General features: G+C 45.3%; 14 protein-coding genes and 2 pseudogenes. 11 read left to right on the plus strand and 5 right to left on the minus strand.

The window, feature by feature from the left end:
* The first annotated feature begins 16 nt into the window (after positions 1–16).
* The 6 genes and pseudogenes from dfrA1 (at position 17) to PR675_RS19710 (ending at position 4,273) form a co-directional block, all read left to right on the plus strand.
* A complete protein-coding gene (dfrA1, locus tag PR675_RS19685) occupies positions 17–490 on the plus strand; it encodes a trimethoprim-resistant dihydrofolate reductase DfrA1 (protein WP_000777554.1) in 474 nt (157 codons plus the stop codon).
* 703 nt (positions 491–1,193) lie between these two features.
* A complete protein-coding gene (locus PR675_RS19690; protein ID WP_000679427.1) occupies positions 1,194–1,541 on the plus strand; it encodes a quaternary ammonium compound efflux SMR transporter QacE delta 1 in 348 nt (115 codons plus the stop codon).
* Positions 1,535–2,374, plus strand: coding sequence for a sulfonamide-resistant dihydropteroate synthase Sul1 (gene sul1, locus PR675_RS19695; RefSeq protein WP_000259031.1), 840 nt, complete (start codon positions 1,535–1,537; stop codon positions 2,372–2,374). Before PR675_RS19690 ends, sul1 begins: the two co-directional genes overlap by 7 nt.
* A gap of 127 nt (positions 2,375–2,501) precedes the next feature.
* Positions 2,502–3,002 (plus strand): GNAT family N-acetyltransferase, encoded by a 501-nt coding sequence (locus tag PR675_RS19700; RefSeq protein ID WP_000376623.1) that lies wholly within the window; start codon positions 2,502–2,504, stop codon positions 3,000–3,002.
* Between the two features lie 320 nt (positions 3,003–3,322).
* Positions 3,323–3,391, plus strand: a pseudogene (locus PR675_RS19705) (EAL domain-containing protein); the annotation flags it as partial.
* A 117-nt stretch (positions 3,392–3,508) separates the two neighbouring features.
* Positions 3,509–4,273: an IS6-like element IS6100 family transposase gene (locus tag PR675_RS19710; protein WP_001389365.1), complete on the plus strand. Its 765-nt coding sequence runs from the start codon at positions 3,509–3,511 to the stop codon at positions 4,271–4,273.
* A gap of 139 nt (positions 4,274–4,412) precedes the next feature.
* Here PR675_RS19710 and PR675_RS19715 read toward each other — a convergent pair.
* Positions 4,413–4,478: pseudogene (locus PR675_RS19715) on the minus strand (EAL domain-containing protein); the annotation flags it as partial.
* A gap of 142 nt (positions 4,479–4,620) precedes the next feature.
* Between PR675_RS19715 and PR675_RS19720 the strand changes: the two are divergent.
* Positions 4,621–5,250: a hypothetical protein gene (locus tag PR675_RS19720; protein WP_040552130.1), complete on the plus strand. Its 630-nt coding sequence runs from the start codon at positions 4,621–4,623 to the stop codon at positions 5,248–5,250.
* 228 nt (positions 5,251–5,478) lie between these two features.
* Here PR675_RS19720 and darG read toward each other — a convergent pair whose 3' ends face one another.
* The 3 genes from darG to PR675_RS19735 are packed head-to-tail and all read right to left on the minus strand — an operon-like array spanning position 5,479 to position 7,777.
* The gene (darG, locus tag PR675_RS19725; protein ID WP_004924122.1) at positions 5,479–6,552 is read right to left on the minus strand and encodes a type II toxin-antitoxin system antitoxin DNA ADP-ribosyl glycohydrolase DarG; all 1,074 of its coding nucleotides are present in this window, start codon (positions 6,550–6,552) and stop codon (positions 5,479–5,481) included.
* Positions 6,553–6,563: 11 nt separating this feature from the next.
* On the minus strand, positions 6,564–7,208 hold the full coding sequence (gene darT / locus PR675_RS19730) for a type II toxin-antitoxin system toxin DNA ADP-ribosyl transferase DarT (RefSeq protein ID WP_061064542.1): 645 nt from the start codon (positions 7,206–7,208) through the stop codon (positions 6,564–6,566).
* A complete protein-coding gene (locus tag PR675_RS19735) occupies positions 7,208–7,777 on the minus strand; it encodes a DarT ssDNA thymidine ADP-ribosyltransferase family protein (protein WP_061064541.1) in 570 nt (189 codons plus the stop codon). The genes darT and PR675_RS19735 overlap by 1 nt, the downstream gene beginning before the upstream one ends.
* Before the next feature lie 232 nt (positions 7,778–8,009).
* On the opposite strand from PR675_RS19735, the gene PR675_RS19740 reads away from it, so the two are divergent.
* Positions 8,010–8,789: a hypothetical protein gene (locus PR675_RS19740; protein WP_004924128.1), complete on the plus strand. Its 780-nt coding sequence runs from the start codon at positions 8,010–8,012 to the stop codon at positions 8,787–8,789.
* Between the two features lie 102 nt (positions 8,790–8,891).
* Here the strand turns inward: PR675_RS19740 and fdhD are convergent, their stop codons facing one another.
* Positions 8,892–9,722 (minus strand): formate dehydrogenase accessory sulfurtransferase FdhD, encoded by an 831-nt coding sequence (fdhD, locus tag PR675_RS19745; protein ID WP_014657166.1) that lies wholly within the window; start codon positions 9,720–9,722, stop codon positions 8,892–8,894.
* 181 nt (positions 9,723–9,903) lie between these two features.
* On the opposite strand from fdhD, the gene fdnG reads away from it, so the two are divergent.
* The 3 genes from fdnG to fdoI are packed head-to-tail and all read left to right on the plus strand — an operon-like array spanning position 9,904 to position 14,554.
* Entirely contained in the window at positions 9,904–12,951 is a 3,048-nt protein-coding gene (gene fdnG, locus PR675_RS19750; protein ID WP_272582904.1) for a formate dehydrogenase-N subunit alpha, read from the plus strand.
* An 11-nt stretch (positions 12,952–12,962) separates the two neighbouring features.
* Positions 12,963–13,907: a formate dehydrogenase subunit beta gene (gene fdxH, locus PR675_RS19755; RefSeq protein ID WP_014657167.1), complete on the plus strand. Its 945-nt coding sequence runs from the start codon at positions 12,963–12,965 to the stop codon at positions 13,905–13,907.
* On the plus strand, positions 13,904–14,554 hold the full coding sequence (fdoI, locus tag PR675_RS19760; RefSeq protein ID WP_004924143.1) for a formate dehydrogenase cytochrome b556 subunit: 651 nt from the start codon (positions 13,904–13,906) through the stop codon (positions 14,552–14,554). The genes fdxH and fdoI overlap by 4 nt, the downstream gene beginning before the upstream one ends.
* Positions 14,555–15,361: the final 807 nt, after the last annotated feature.

A 15,361-nucleotide genomic window follows, 5' to 3' on the forward strand; every position in this document is an offset into this window, starting at 1 on the left:
CCTCTGAGGAAGAATTGTGAAACTATCACTAATGGTAGCTATATCGAAGAATGGAGTTATCGGGAATGGCCCTGATATTCCATGGAGTGCCAAAGGTGAACAGCTCCTGTTTAAAGCTATTACCTATAACCAATGGCTGTTGGTTGGACGCAAGACTTTTGAATCAATGGGAGCATTACCCAACCGAAAGTATGCGGTCGTAACACGTTCAAGTTTTACATCTGACAATGAGAACGTATTGATCTTTCCATCAATTAAAGATGCTTTAACCAACCTAAAGAAAATAACGGATCATGTCATTGTTTCAGGTGGTGGGGAGATATACAAAAGCCTGATCGATCAAGTAGATACACTACATATATCTACAATAGACATCGAGCCGGAAGGTGATGTTTACTTTCCTGAAATCCCCAGCAATTTTAGGCCAGTTTTTACCCAAGACTTCGCCTCTAACATAAATTATAGTTACCAAATCTGGCAAAAGGGTTAACAAGTGGCAGCAACGGATTCGCAAACCTGTCACGCCTTTTGTACCAAAAGCCGCGCCAGGTTTGCGATCCGCTGTGCCAGGCGTTAAGGCTACATGAAAATCGTACATTACGAAGCGAATGCACCATGGATAGGAAGAATGAAATGCCCAAACCCAAAGTGTGGGAAGGAAACTCCTGCCTGGCAATCGAGCGGCATGAGCGACAGTTGCCCGCATTTTTTCTGTGATACTTGCTCGAATGTAATCCATAGAGAGCAGGACCATGCATTACTGTATGAAAATGAAATCAATCAAGAGCTCTTGGATCGAATAGCAGCAACTCTTCCAGATTGCCCTTGCGGGGGTAGGTTTGTTCCTGGTGCAAACCCAAAGTGTCCGAGTTGCAAGACCGAGTACGTGCACCAATGGGATGCAGTGAAAAGGTTGAATGTACCTTTTATGCCAATCTTGGATGGTTCCTGCTTGATTCGAGATAGGCTGTATTCGTATGAAGTATGCATTGGTTCTAAACCAAAATACTGGTGGCGTTTGTTCACAAATGCCTTAACAAGTTTAGGCAAGGGACGCTCCTGACGTCGCGCCCCTGCTAAAAGCGTTAGATGCACTAAGCACATAATTGCTCACAGCCAAACTATCAGGTCAAGTCTGCTTTTATTATTTTTAAGCGTGCATAATAAGCCCTACACAAATTGGGAGATATATCATGAAAGGCTGGCTTTTTCTTGTTATCGCAATAGTTGGCGAAGTAATCGCAACATCCGCATTAAAATCTAGCGAGGGCTTTACTAAGCTTGCCCCTTCCGCCGTTGTCATAATCGGTTATGGCATCGCATTTTATTTTCTTTCTCTGGTTCTGAAATCCATCCCTGTCGGTGTTGCTTATGCAGTCTGGTCGGGACTCGGCGTCGTCATAATTACAGCCATTGCCTGGTTGCTTCATGGGCAAAAGCTTGATGCGTGGGGCTTTGTAGGTATGGGGCTCATAATTGCTGCCTTTTTGCTCGCCCGATCCCCATCGTGGAAGTCGCTGCGGAGGCCGACGCCATGGTGACGGTGTTCGGCATTCTGAATCTCACCGAGGACTCCTTCTTCGATGAGAGCCGGCGGCTAGACCCCGCCGGCGCTGTCACCGCGGCGATCGAAATGCTGCGAGTCGGATCAGACGTCGTGGATGTCGGACCGGCCGCCAGCCATCCGGACGCGAGGCCTGTATCGCCGGCCGATGAGATCAGACGTATTGCGCCGCTCTTAGACGCCCTGTCCGATCAGATGCACCGTGTTTCAATCGACAGCTTCCAACCGGAAACCCAGCGCTATGCGCTCAAGCGCGGCGTGGGCTACCTGAACGATATCCAAGGATTTCCTGACCCTGCGCTCTATCCCGATATTGCTGAGGCGGACTGCAGGCTGGTGGTTATGCACTCAGCGCAGCGGGATGGCATCGCCACCCGCACCGGTCACCTTCGACCCGAAGACGCGCTCGACGAGATTGTGCGGTTCTTCGAGGCGCGGGTTTCCGCCTTGCGACGGAGCGGGGTCGCTGCCGACCGGCTCATCCTCGATCCGGGGATGGGATTTTTCTTGAGCCCCGCACCGGAAACATCGCTGCACGTGCTGTCGAACCTTCAAAAGCTGAAGTCGGCGTTGGGGCTTCCGCTATTGGTCTCGGTGTCGCGGAAATCCTTCTTGGGCGCCACCGTTGGCCTTCCTGTAAAGGATCTGGGTCCAGCGAGCCTTGCGGCGGAACTTCACGCGATCGGCAATGGCGCTGACTACGTCCGCACCCACGCGCCTGGAGATCTGCGAAGCGCAATCACCTTCTCGGAAACCCTCGCGAAATTTCGCAGTCGCGACGCCAGAGACCGAGGGTTAGATCATGCCTAGCATTCACCTTCCGGCCGCCCGCTAGCGGACCCTGGTCAGGTTCCGCGAAGGTGGGCGCAGACATGCTGGGCTCGTCAGGATCAAACTGCACTATGAGGCGGCGGTTCATACCGCGCCAGGGGAGCGAATGGACAGCGAGGAGCCTCCGAACGTTCGGGTCGCCTGCTCGGGTGATATCGACGAGGTTGTGCGGCTGATGCACGACGCTGCGGCGTGGATGTCCGCCAAGGGAACGCCCGCCTGGGACGTCGCGCGGATCGACCGGACATTCGCGGAGACCTTCGTCCTGAGATCCGAGCTCCTAGTCGCGAGTTGCAGCGACGGCATCGTCGGCTGTTGCACCTTGTCGGCCGAGGATCCCGAGTTCTGGCCCGACGCCCTCAAGGGGGAGGCCGCATATCTGCACAAGCTCGCGGTGCGACGGACACATGCGGGCCGGGGTGTCAGCTCCGCGCTGATCGAGGCTTGCCGCCATGCCGCGCGAACGCAGGGGTGCGCCAAGCTGCGGCTCGACTGCCACCCGAACCTGCGTGGCCTATACGAGCGGCTCGGATTCACCCACGTCGACACTTTCAATCCCGGCTGGGATCCAACCTTCATCGCAGAACGCCTAGAACTCGAAATCTAACGTCCGTTCGGGCATCGAGGTCCATGTCGGGGTGGGACGGGCCCGTGGCTTCAAGATCACTTGCAGTCCGACCGCGATGTCTTGGTTGCGCGAGAGGTTGTCGATATCCTCCACTTCCATCATCAACCCTGGATAATGCCGCCGCCGTCATCGCCGCCGACGCCCGTGCCGGGCTTTTCGGGCCTGTCAGGCTTGCTCGGCCTTCAGCCTGCCTGGGCGAGATCTCCGGCGGACGGATTAACGGCGGAGCTTCGCCGCCTTTCGTGCGTGTGAAGGCCGAAGATAGTTCTCTCAAAAACATCCGTTTATGAGAGATACCAAATGTCATTTTCAGAAGACGACTGCACCAGTTGATTGGGCGTAATGGCTGTTGTGCAGCCAGCTCCTGACAGTTCAATATCAGAAGTGATCTGCACCAATCTCGACTATGCTCAATACTCGTGTGGGCTCTGTTGCAAAAATCGTGAAGCTTGAGCATGCTTGGCGGAGATTGGACGGACGGAACGATGACGGATTTCAAGTGGCGCCATTTCCAGGGTGATGTGATCCTGTGGGCGGTGCGCTGGTATTGTCGCTATCCGATCAGCTATCGCGACCTTGAGGAAATGCTGGCGGAACGCGGCATTTCGGTCGACCATACGACGATCTATCGCTGGGTCCAGTGCTACGCCCCGGAGATGGAGAAGCGGCTGCGCTGGTTCTGGCGGCGTGGCTTTGATCCGAGCTGGCGCCTGGATGAAACCTACGTCAAGGTGCGGGGCAAGTGGACCTACCTGTACCGGGCAGTCGACAAGCGGGGCGACACGATCGATTTCTACCTGTCGCCGACCCGCAGCGCCAAGGCAGCGAAGCGGTTCCTGGGCAAGGCCCTGCGAGGCCTGAAGCACTGGGAAAAGCCTGCCACGCTCAATACCGACAAAGCGCCGAGCTATGGTGCAGCGATCACCGAATTGAAGCGCGAAGGAAAGCTGGACCGGGAGACGGCCCACCGGCAGGTGAAGTATCTCAATAACGTGATCGAGGCCGATCACGGAAAGCTCAAGATACTGATCAAGCCGGTGCGCGGTTTCAAATCGATCCCCACGGCCTATGCCACGATCAAGGGATTCGAAGTCATGCGAGCCCTGCGCAAAGGACAGGCTCGCCCCTGGTGCCTGCAGCCCGGCATCAGGGGCGAGGTGCGCCTTGTGGAGAGAGCTTTTGGCATTGGGCCCTCGGCGCTGACGGAGGCCATGGGCATGCTCAACCACCATTTCGCAGCAGCCGCCTGATCGGCGCAGAGCGACAGCCTACCTCTGACTGCCGCCAATCTTTGCAACAGAGCCTCCGTCGCCATGCTCACCTCGCTTTGGTGCACACGAGTATTGAGCATAGTCGAGATTGGTGCAGATCACTTCTGATATTGAACTGTCAGGAGCTGGCTGCACAACAGCCATTACGCCCAATCAACTGGTGCAGTCGTCTTCTGAAAATGACAACTTGCTAAGTTATGAACTGTTAAGAAAATGGTGGTTTGTTGAACAAGAAAATAAAAGCTCGGCTCTTTCTCTGAAAAACTTGATCTATATAAATAATCATATATAGTTCTATGTATAGTTGATTCTATGGAGGTATTAAGATGCCAGTAACTATTAGCATTTCCGATGATGTGTACCGCAGATTGGAAGCGTTGGCTGTCGGATTCGACACACCAGAGAGAGTTATCGAGCGATTGCTCGACTCGGTTGAGGAGGGCGGACCCAAGTCAAGCGAAAACAAACCGTCCCTAACCTTTGTCCCTGATGAGACTGCTTTCAAAAATGAGCTGATAGCTCGCAAGAAGGCACAGGTCGTTCTTCATTTGAAAAACGGTGAACGAGATGTCATTCATTGGAATGCGTCTAGATTCCAACCCAGTTCAAATCTTCGAGCTAATTTATGGTCTGGCATTCTGAGAAACTGGAAGGATAAAGGGATCACCTCTGCTGAACTTTCGGTTCTACCCAGGGGCCACAATCATCCCGACGACAATACAGATCTATTAATAGCTATTGCCGGAGAAGTTCATTGGACGCTCGAAGAGGTAGAGCAGTACTTCGTTGATTACGATCTGGTAGGCAGTGACGACGGCCATCCTTACTATTACCTAGCGACGTTCAGTGATGAGACACCTGACGAGCTGAAGCGAATTGCAGGGCTGAACAGCTCAAATCAACTTCACATGGGTCTAAACATAGTTCCGGATGAAGATCAGGGAGAATTCGAGTAGAGTAATATCTTCATATAATCAATACTTTATGTGTTTTGTGATTGGTAAGTTTTACTCCACATTTACTCCAAAAAACATATAATTTATTGATTTAAAATAACTAATTACTTTCTGTATTGGCAAGTAAAAATTTGCTTAGCTAAAAGTTGTGGCAGCTTGCTATCTTATCAGCAAGCTGCTGTAAAACTGAGTGGTGCGTTATAGGCTTAGAAAAGGTTTATAGGTTAATTAGCTATAGAACGGTATTTGTTTCAAATGATTTAATGCAAGTTCTAACTTACTCGAGTCAAATAACCTAAGTTTACGTTGCGCCCATCTATCCCCTGCTGGCCACTGGCGTATTCCTTCAAGTAAGGATTCAATACTAGGTGAAGATTGTTTTTTGTACAGTAACCAGTCTACAGTGGAGAGAAGCTCTATCCCAAAAGGAGATTCGAACCCATCAATAAGCTTTGTTGTCTTCTCTAGTGCGGATAAATAGTCTTTTGCTTCGGTTTTTAAATACAGCTCAATCGTAGCGCGTTTATCATCATTAAACCAAATTACATCCAATGGACTACAATCACTAATCCGTTTTTCACTCTTGAGGTAGCTTCCATCTAGTCCGTTTAGTAAGTGGCGTAACTTATCGGCGTAGGGGCCATAGTTTTTGGCTTCAAACTTTAGGTTTAATGGATTTTTTAGCCCTTCAGCCTCTATTGTACGTTCTAAAAACCAAGCTAACTTCTGTATTTCCAATAGGCTACAATCCATCCCCATAACCCAATAGCGACGGATAAGTTCTGCGATTAAGGCACGAGCAGGTGTCAGTTTTTCAACGCCTTTTGGTTTAGCAACATTTTGATATTTTGCTATTGGCTCATAAACAATAATTTTTACGTTTTGAAGATCACCTAATATTTCCACAATATGAGGTTTGACGTCATCCCAATTGAGGCCACCATTACCAGCACCTAATGGCGGGATCGCAATAGATTTAACATGATTTTCTTCAATGAAATTACGTAAATCAAACAAGCCATCAATAATCCACTGAATTTGAGATTTTGCTCGCCAATGCTGCTTTGTTGGGAAATTAACAATCCAACGAGGGCCCATGAGCTCACCTGTTTCAGTGACAAACATTTTTCCAGTTTGCACTTCATGTGTTTTACATGCTTTAGCATATGCAGCCATATTGGCGGGAAAGCGCTCTTTAAACATTAACGCGATCCCTTTACCCATAACACCAACAGTATTGACGGTATTAACGAGCGCTTCTACGTCAGCTTCTAACAAATTACCCTGAGTAAATTCTATCATTATCAGCCTCCTTAAAAGTACCAGTTTGGAATGCAATGGATATCTAAATGAATCTCAAGTTGGCTGGCTTTTGCTTGAAGTTCTAGCTGGGTTTCTTTTGTGTAACAAACAGCACCCAATAGAGCCTCTATAGGAACATGTTTATAAATTAAAGCTTCCGCTTGATACCTTTCAACTTTTTCAGGGTCATCAGGGTCACGGTGAAAATTACGCTGCTGTAGTAAAGCCCAATCTATCGCCGTTAGATCTGTTAACTGGTTATAAAACTGAGACGTCACAGGATATGCATGACGATCGGTGAATACAAAAGGTATCTTTAGGGCGGCTATTTTATACATGCTGGAAACCAAGATGATAATATCATCATTGGGAACTTTTCGCACCCCACCACGACCTGTGTAAATATTATACATCATTGGAGAAAAAGGCGTAAAATAGAAAGGCACATAATCATTAAGTACGCCATTTGGTTGAATAGGTACATGACGTTGATTACGGCGGCTAATTAGGTCTGTATTGCCAATAGTCACCCAATTAGGCGACAGATGTTCACTATTTCCTGCATATAAGCCATTGGCAAAAAGCCAAGGAATATTCTGACGATGGGTTATTCTCCAGATAAGTGCTTTTTCTGGGTTTAGGTTCATATACGCCATTAACAAAACATTCCTTCATTGATAGCAACTTCAAGGTTTAAATTAAGGGGCTCTAACTCTCTGTTAACGATTTTTTCAACTTCCTTTGTGGGAACATAAATTTTGAAAAACTTTGATGCATCAACAACCGTTGGTGAAAGACATTCTGCCATACAAATGCTTTTGCTGTCAGGATCATGGTAATCACGTAGATTCATTATATCCCAGTCAATAAGAGCAAAGCCTTCATTGTAGTCATAAATTTTAATATTGGCTTCAGCCAAAGGGTGCCTTAGAATAATTTTCCAGTTTTCTTTTTGAGCCAACTCTCTTTTAATCGTAATGAGTACAAATTTTTCATTAGGAAAATTTTTTTGCACTCTGCCATCAAAGGGATTGCGTGAAAACCAATGAAACGGAACATAGCTATCTAATTGATGTTTTTTTCTACCTTCGATGATCTCTTTGTCTGCAATATCATGAAATTTCTTAATGTCTACTCTTGGCTTTAAGCCCTCAATCAATATATTTCTTATATTTTTCAAACTAGTAAGATGATATATTAGCTTTTTTGTTTTGATATCATTCATATAGTATTCCTTTGATTATTATAAAAATAATATAATTAGAGTGTTAGTTTAATTATTTCATCTAATTATCAAGAGAATATCGCAATATATGGCAAAGAGCAGTGATAGTGCTAACATCATTAAGAAATACTTATTATTTGGATGATGTCTGCTTAACGTTAATTTTGTCTTAATCCTTCTTGTGATTTTTCTTTTTATAATGTCGAGCTAATTTTAGTCATAGGTTATATTCATGAGCATTAAGCTTCCTACCAATATACACATCTACAATTTTGTACAGCGACCTGACCTTATCGATGAATCCGATGAACTGCTGGATAAATTATGGCCAGAGTTTATGAGCCAAACTGCTGTTTGTGATGAATATTGGCAAGTATTGTATGAAGAGCCGAATGCACAATTTCAGTTTTTAGCTGTCGCGAATGTGGATGGAAAAGAGAAGGTAGTCGGTGTCATTAAAGCGATCTCCTTTCTATGGCCTGATGAAAATCTGACAAAACTGCCTGATTTTGGTTGGGATGATATTTTCAATTTTGCGGTTGAGAATAAACAAGGTGAAGATCGCTATATTTCTGCATTATCAGTGACGATTGAGCCTGAATATCGTGGTTATCAAATTCCAGCACTACTGATTAATGCGTTGAAAAAAGCGGCTGTAGCGTATGGGGCGAAGGCGGTTGTTGTTCCTGTACGACCCACTTTAAAGCATCGTTATCCTCTACAATCATTTGACGATTATTGTGCATGGAAAAATGCACAAGGGGAGCCTTTTGACCCTTGGATACGCACGCATTGGCGATTAGGGGGTAAAATTTTACAGCCTGTATATCGTTCTATGGTGATTGCTGGCACCATTAAACAATGGGAGTCATGGACAGGCATGCGTTTTATGCAGTCTGGCCAATATATTGTACCGCAGGCGTTAGTTCCCGTTAATATCGATACACAAGCTCAATGGGGCGAATATATCGAGCCTAACCTTTGGATGTTGCACTCTCTGGGAAATGAATAAAGGGAGTGCTATGTAAATGTTTATGCATGCCATACTATTTCTAATGTTAGGGCGTTGATATTTTTCTTTTTTAATTGTTTATTTGAAATATCAGTCGGTGACTTAATCTGTAATTCGATTACTGTGGGTAAATACTGTGGCTTTTCCTTGGCGGCAGAAACCGACTAACGTTAAATTTGCTTTTTGCGCGACTTCAATGGCTAATGAGGTCGCAGCAGAAACAGCAAACAAAATCTCAGCGCCACAGCTTGCCGCCTTTTGCACCATCTCATAACTCGCTCGACTAGAAACCAATACGGCACCTTGTTGCCAATCATGACGGTGTTTCATACCTAAAAGTTTATCCAATGCGACATGGCGGCCAACATCTTCACAACCGCCAACCAATTGACCCTCTGGTGAAATCCACGCGGCAGCATGAGTACATCCAGTGAGTGCTCCGATTTCTTGCACTTTTTTTAGCTCAGATAATGCGTTATCTAAGTGACTTAGTGAGAAAGTTTGGGTGAATGGCAGTGGGGAAATAGGTTTAAAAATTTCGTCGAGTTGTTCCGTGCCGCAAATACCACAGCCTGTCCGGCCGGCGAGGTTGCGCCTGCGCTCTTTCAACCCCATGAAACGGCGGCTGGATAACTCAACATGCACTTCAATACCACGATGGCAGCCTTGAACAATATCAATTCCACGAATTTCTTGCCTTGACTGTATGATCCCTTCCGATAATGAGAACCCAACAGCAAAATCTTCTAAATCTTTTGGGGTCGCCATCATAACGACATGAGATATCCCATTATAAACCAAAGCAACAGGTAATTCTTCGGCTACCCAATCAGTTACAGACTGATCGAGGTTGCCTTTTTGTTGCACACTTGTGTGATTTGCGCCAATCATTTTGATGGATTTTGACAATTTCGTGTTATTTGTTTCATGCATTAGATGAATTCCTAGCATTAATGATACATAATATTGATTATGGGTAAAAAGAATTTACACCATTTATCAGGCAATGAACCTGAATACGATACGGAAGACGTTGAATAAGAACAGTTTACCTGAATAATGCGATTTAAAACATTCACCGGGTAACAAGAGCAATGTAAATGAGGAGATCCCCATGCAAGTCAGCAGAAGACAGTTCTTTAAGATCTGTGCTGGCGGTATGGCGGGTACGACGGCAGCAGCATTGGGTTTTGCACCCTCAACTGCGTTAGCGTCCACACGTCAGTATAAATTACTGCGTGCGAAAGAAACCCGAAATACCTGCACGTACTGCTCTGTCGGTTGTGGGCTATTGATGTATAGCTTAGGCGATGGAGCGAAAAATGCGAAAGAGAGCATTTTTCATATCGAAGGTGACCCGGACCATCCGGTAAACCGCGGCGCACTCTGCCCGAAAGGTGCAGGACTTATCGACTTTATTCATAGTGAAAGTCGACTCAAATACCCTGAAGTACGCGAACCAGGTACGAATGAGTGGAAACGTATCACTTGGAACGAAGCGTTTGACCGCATCGCCAAGTTGATGAAAGAAGACCGTGATGCCAATTTTATTAAACAAAACAAAGATGGTGTAACGGTTAACCGTTGGCTGACAACAGGTATGCTCTGTGCATCAGCCGCCAGTAATGAAACAGGTTTTGTCACCCAAAAATTTAGTCGCGCCCTCGGCATGCTTGCCGTGGATAACCAAGCGCGTGTCTGACACGGACCAACGGTAGCAAGTCTTGCTCCAACATTTGGTCGCGGTGCGATGACCAACCACTGGGTTGATATTAAAAACGCTAACCTTGTTGTTGTTATGGGTGGTAATGCGGCAGAAGCGCATCCAGTCGGTTTCCGCTGGGCGATGGAAGCCAAAATCCATAATAAAGCCAAACTGATTGTTATTGATCCACGCTTTACCCGTACAGCGGCAGTGGCGGATTTCTACACGCCTATACGTTCTGGTACTGATATTGCGTTCTTGTCAGGTGTGATCAAATACCTACTGGATAATAAAAAAATCCAGCAAGAGTATGTGGAAGCCTACACTAACGCCAGCCTGATCATCCGTGAAGATTACGGTTTTGATGATGGTTTGTTCACAGGCTATGATCCCGAAAAACGTCAGTATGATAAAACGACGTGGAACTACGAGATGGATGAGAATGGTTTCGCACGACGCGACCCAACGCTCACTCACCCTCACTGTGTCTTGAACTTACTAAAAGAGCACGTTAGCCGTTATACACCAGAAGTGGTGAATAACATCTGCGGTACCCCAATCGAAGATTTCCTGAAAGTTTGCGAGTACATTGCAGAAACGAGTGCGAAAGATAAGACGGCCTCATTCCTATACGCACTTGGCTGGACACAACATACTATCGGTGCGCAAAACATCCGTACGATGGCGATGATCCAGTTACTGCTAGGTAATATGGGTATGCTAGGTGGCGGTGTTAACGCACTGCGTGGTCACTCGAATATCCAAGGTCTGACTGACTTAGGTTTATTATCTCAAAGCTTACCGGGTTATCTGACTTTACCGTCAGAAAAACAAACTACCCTCGAAAGCTATTTGGCTGCGAATACACCCAAAATGACCCTACCAGGTCAGGTTAACTATTGGGGCAATTACCCGAAATTCTTCGTCAGTATGATGAAGACATTCTATGGTGATAAAGCGCAGAAAGAGAATGATTGGGGCTTTGACTGGTTGCCTAAATGGGATCAGGGCTACGACGTATTGCGTTATTTCGAGATGATGGATAAAGGTGAAGTCAATGGCTATATCTGCCAAGGCTTTAACCCATTAGCCTCATTCCCGAACAAAAACAAAATTATCAAATCGCTATCTAAGCTGAAATTCTTGGTCACCATCGATCCGCTGAACACAGAAACGTCAAACTTCTGGCAAAATCACGGTGAAATGAATGACGTTGACCCGTCTGCAATTCAGACAACGGTCTTCCGTCTGCCATCTTGCTGTTTTGCTGAAGAAAATGGTTCGATTGTTAACTCAGCGCGTTGGCTACAGTGGCACTGGAAAGGTGCAGATGCACCCGGTGAAGCGATTAGCGATGGCGAAATTCTGTCGGGTATCTACCACCGTATACGCCAACTCTATGAAACAGAGGGTGGTGAGTCGCCAGAGCCAGTCTTGAACATGACTTGGAACTACTTTGACCGTGATAATCCAACACCGGAAGAAGTGGCTCAGGAAAGCAATGGTTATGCGCTGGTGGATCTGAAAGATGCCGATGGCAACATCATTGTGAAGAAAGGCGAACTACTGAGTTCGTTCGCTCAATTGCGTGATGATGGTACGACATCAAGTGGCTGTTGGATCTTTGCTGGTAGCTGGACACCGAAAGGTAACCAGATGGCGCGTCGTGATAACTCTGACCCTACTGGCCTAGGTAATACCCTTGGTTGGGCGTGGGCATGGCCATTAAACCGTCGTGTTATCTATAACCGAGCATCTGCTGACCCAATGGGTAAACCATGGGATCCTCGCCGTCAAATTCTTGAGTGGGATGGCAGCAAGTGGATTGGTATGGACGTACCAGACTATAGCAATGCGCCTCCGGGAAGTGGTGTGAATCCGTTTATTATGCAACCGGAAGGGATGGGTCGCCTATTTGCACTAGACAAAATGGCAGAAGGTCCGTTCCCAGAACACTATGAACCGATTGAAACTCCGCTCGATACTAACCCATTACATCCAAATGTGGTCTCGAACCCGGCTGCGCGTGTGTTCAAAGATGACTGGGCGCAAATGGGTAAAGCGACAGAGTTCCCTTATGTTGGAACAACCTATCGCTTAACAGAGCATTTCCACTATTGGACAAAACATGCGTTGTTGAATGCCATTATTCAGCCACAACAATTCATTGAAATTGGTGATCGTTTGGCGAAAGAAAAAGGTATTAAACAAGGTGATATGGTGAAAGTCAGCTCTAAGCGTGGCTATATCAAAGCGAAAGCAGTTGTGACGAAACGTATTCATACGTTGAAAGTCAACGGCAAGGATGTGGATACGATTGGTATTCCTATCCACTGGGGCTTTGAGGGCTTAGCAGTGAAAGGCTTTATTGCAAATACACTGACACCATATGTGGGTGATGCCAACACGCAAACGCCGGAATTTAAATCATTCCTTGTCAATGTGGAAAAGGTGTAAGGAGATAAATTATGTCAATGCAATCACAAGACATTATTCGTCGCTCCGCCACCAATTCCCTGACGCCCCCCGCGCAAGTGAGGGACTTTAAGGAAGAAGTGGCGAAGCTGATTGACGTGACTACCTGTATTGGCTGTAAGGCTTGTCAGGTAGCATGTTCAGAGTGGAACGATATTCGTGACAAAATCGGCACTAACGTTGGGGTATATGATAACCCAACGGATTTGACCGCGAAGTCGTGGACCGTTATGCGCTTTTCTGAAGTGGAAGAAAATGGCAAGTTCGAGTGGCTGATCCGTAAAGATGGCTGCATGCACTGCTATGACCCAGGCTGTTTGAAAGCTTGTCCGTCAGAAGGTGCGATCGTTCAGTATAAAAACGGTATTGTTGACTTCCAATCTGAGCACTGTATTGGGTGTGGCTATTGTATTGCGGGGTGTCCGTTCAACATTCCACGCATCAACAAAGAAGATAACCGTGCATACAAATGTACGCTCTGTGTCGACCGCGTTGAAGTTGGACAAGAGCCTGCTTGCGTGAAAACCTGTCCTACAGGCGCTATTCATTTTGGTAGCAAAGAGGATATGACGGCGCTGGCAGGCGACCGTGTGGCTGAACTGAAAACACGTGGTTACAACAACGCGGGTCTTTATGATCCAGAAGGCGTTGGTGGTACACACGTAATGTATGTTTTGCATCACGCTGATAAACCTCAGTTGTATCATGGTTTGCCGGACAACCCGACAATCAGTCCAACAGTCACTTTCTGGAAAGGTATCTGGAAGCCGTTAGCAGCGGTTGGTTTTGCTGCGACCTTTGCGGCGGCCATCTTCCACTATGTGGGTATTGGTCCGAACCGCGTCTCCAAGAAAGAAGAAGAAGAGGCTCTGAAAGATATTCAGGACTCAAAATCTTCTGAGACTTCAAAGTCAGTTGAAGGGGAGGATCAAAAATGATGCCGCAGGATAATGAAAAAATTATTCGCCATAAGCCGATTGAGAGGATCAATCACTGGGCGGTTGTGATTTGCTTCTTGTTCACTGCTATCAGTGGATTGGGGTTTTTCTTCCCATCACTGAACTGGTTCATGAACATTTTTGGCACATCACAACTTGCTAGGATCCTGCATCCTTTTGTTGGTACCGCGATGTTCCTGCTGTTCGTCTTTATGTTTTTCCGTTATTTTCACCACAACTTTATCAACAAAGAAGATATTAAGTGGGCGAAAAATATCGGTAAGGTATTGAAAAACGAAGAAGCTGGGGATGTTGGTCAATATAACCTTGGTCAAAAAGGGGTATATTGGGTTGTCTCTATCTGCTTAGTGCTACTGGCTGTAAGTGGCGTGATTATGTGGCGTCCTTACTTTGCAGACTTTTTCTCAATCCCAATTTATCGTGCAGCGATTATCGTGCACTCCATTTCAGCGATAGCTCTGATCATTATGATTATCGTGCACGCTTATGCCGCAATCTGGGTGAAAGGCTCTGTGCGTGCGATGGTGGAAGGTTGGGTAACCCGTGGTTGGGCGAAAAAGCATCACCCGCGTTGGTACCGTGAAATCGTCGAAAAAGAGAAACAGCAGCAACAAGAGAAAAATTAAACCTTTCAATTGTTGAGTTCTGATAATAAACCCACAAACAAGAATATTGTTTGTGGTTTTTTTCATAAAAAGAGGATTAAAAAATGGAACACTTTCTTTTTATATTCATATAAAGTGTACGCTTTGATTAATTTTAAGAATAAACATAATGAGTGTAATAACTTTTTTCTCTATTATCATAATATAGAAAAATACATAACCGATTCTATTTTAATAAAACAAATATGACGTACCGATAAAGATCATTATTAATCACTTTCTTTTTATGAGTTGTTTTATTCACCTGATTAAGGAGTAGATCAAATAAATAATAATTGAATATTATTCAATAATAATTAACTTATTGTTGAATTTTATTTAATCCAATAAAACAGTAGTGCGGTTAATTGGTTGATTTTAAATATAATTTGTTGTTTGTGAATGTTTATTTAAGAACATCCAATTATGTTATTTATTTTTAGTCAACCAAATAGGATTCTCTAAATAAGATGTAATAATGTCTTATTATAATAATCCATATTGTTTATTTTGGTATATATAGATAGAGGTTTGTTCTATTATTGAAAGAATAGGGTATTAATAACTGTTAATCATTAATAGGAAAGGATAATTGAGCTATTAAAACACATTATTTCTGTCGTCTAGACATTAAGTGAAATATTTATTATAACGGTGTAAATCATTATTTATTAATAAAATCCATCTAAATAAAATCTTTATTTTTTGAAATGACTTTCACCACAGCTAAATAAATATTCAATTCCATTTACGACAGCTAAATAATGAGGTAATTCATGGATCTTCCTT

Origin of the sequence: Providencia sp. PROV261 (assembly GCF_028477945.1) — a bacterium.
Lineage (GTDB): Bacteria > Pseudomonadota > Gammaproteobacteria > Enterobacterales > Enterobacteriaceae > Providencia > Providencia stuartii.

What these genes read in the sequence shown, in the direction of transcription:
- PR675_RS19690 (WP_000679427.1), top strand. Translation starts at nt 1,194, where the DNA reads ATGAAAGGCTGGCTTTTTCTTGTTATCGCAATAGTTGGCGAAGTAATC.
- sul1 (WP_000259031.1), top strand. Translation starts at nt 1,535, where the DNA reads ATGGTGACGGTGTTCGGCATTCTGAATCTCACCGAGGACTCCTTCTTC.
- PR675_RS19700 (WP_000376623.1), top strand. Translation starts at nt 2,502, where the DNA reads ATGGACAGCGAGGAGCCTCCGAACGTTCGGGTCGCCTGCTCGGGTGAT.
- PR675_RS19710 (WP_001389365.1), top strand. Translation starts at nt 3,509, where the DNA reads ATGACGGATTTCAAGTGGCGCCATTTCCAGGGTGATGTGATCCTGTGG.
- PR675_RS19720 (WP_040552130.1), top strand. Translation starts at nt 4,621, where the DNA reads ATGCCAGTAACTATTAGCATTTCCGATGATGTGTACCGCAGATTGGAA.
- darG (WP_004924122.1), bottom strand. Translation starts at nt 6,552, where the DNA reads ATGATAGAATTTACTCAGGGTAATTTGTTAGAAGCTGACGTAGAAGCG.
- darT (WP_061064542.1), bottom strand. Translation starts at nt 7,208, where the DNA reads ATGGCGTATATGAACCTAAACCCAGAAAAAGCACTTATCTGGAGAATA.
- PR675_RS19735 (WP_061064541.1), bottom strand. Translation starts at nt 7,777, where the DNA reads ATGAATGATATCAAAACAAAAAAGCTAATATATCATCTTACTAGTTTG.
- PR675_RS19740 (WP_004924128.1), top strand. Translation starts at nt 8,010, where the DNA reads ATGAGCATTAAGCTTCCTACCAATATACACATCTACAATTTTGTACAG.
- fdhD (WP_014657166.1), bottom strand. Translation starts at nt 9,722, where the DNA reads ATGCATGAAACAAATAACACGAAATTGTCAAAATCCATCAAAATGATT.
- fdxH (WP_014657167.1), top strand. Translation starts at nt 12,963, where the DNA reads ATGTCAATGCAATCACAAGACATTATTCGTCGCTCCGCCACCAATTCC.
- fdoI (WP_004924143.1), top strand. Translation starts at nt 13,904, where the DNA reads ATGATGCCGCAGGATAATGAAAAAATTATTCGCCATAAGCCGATTGAG.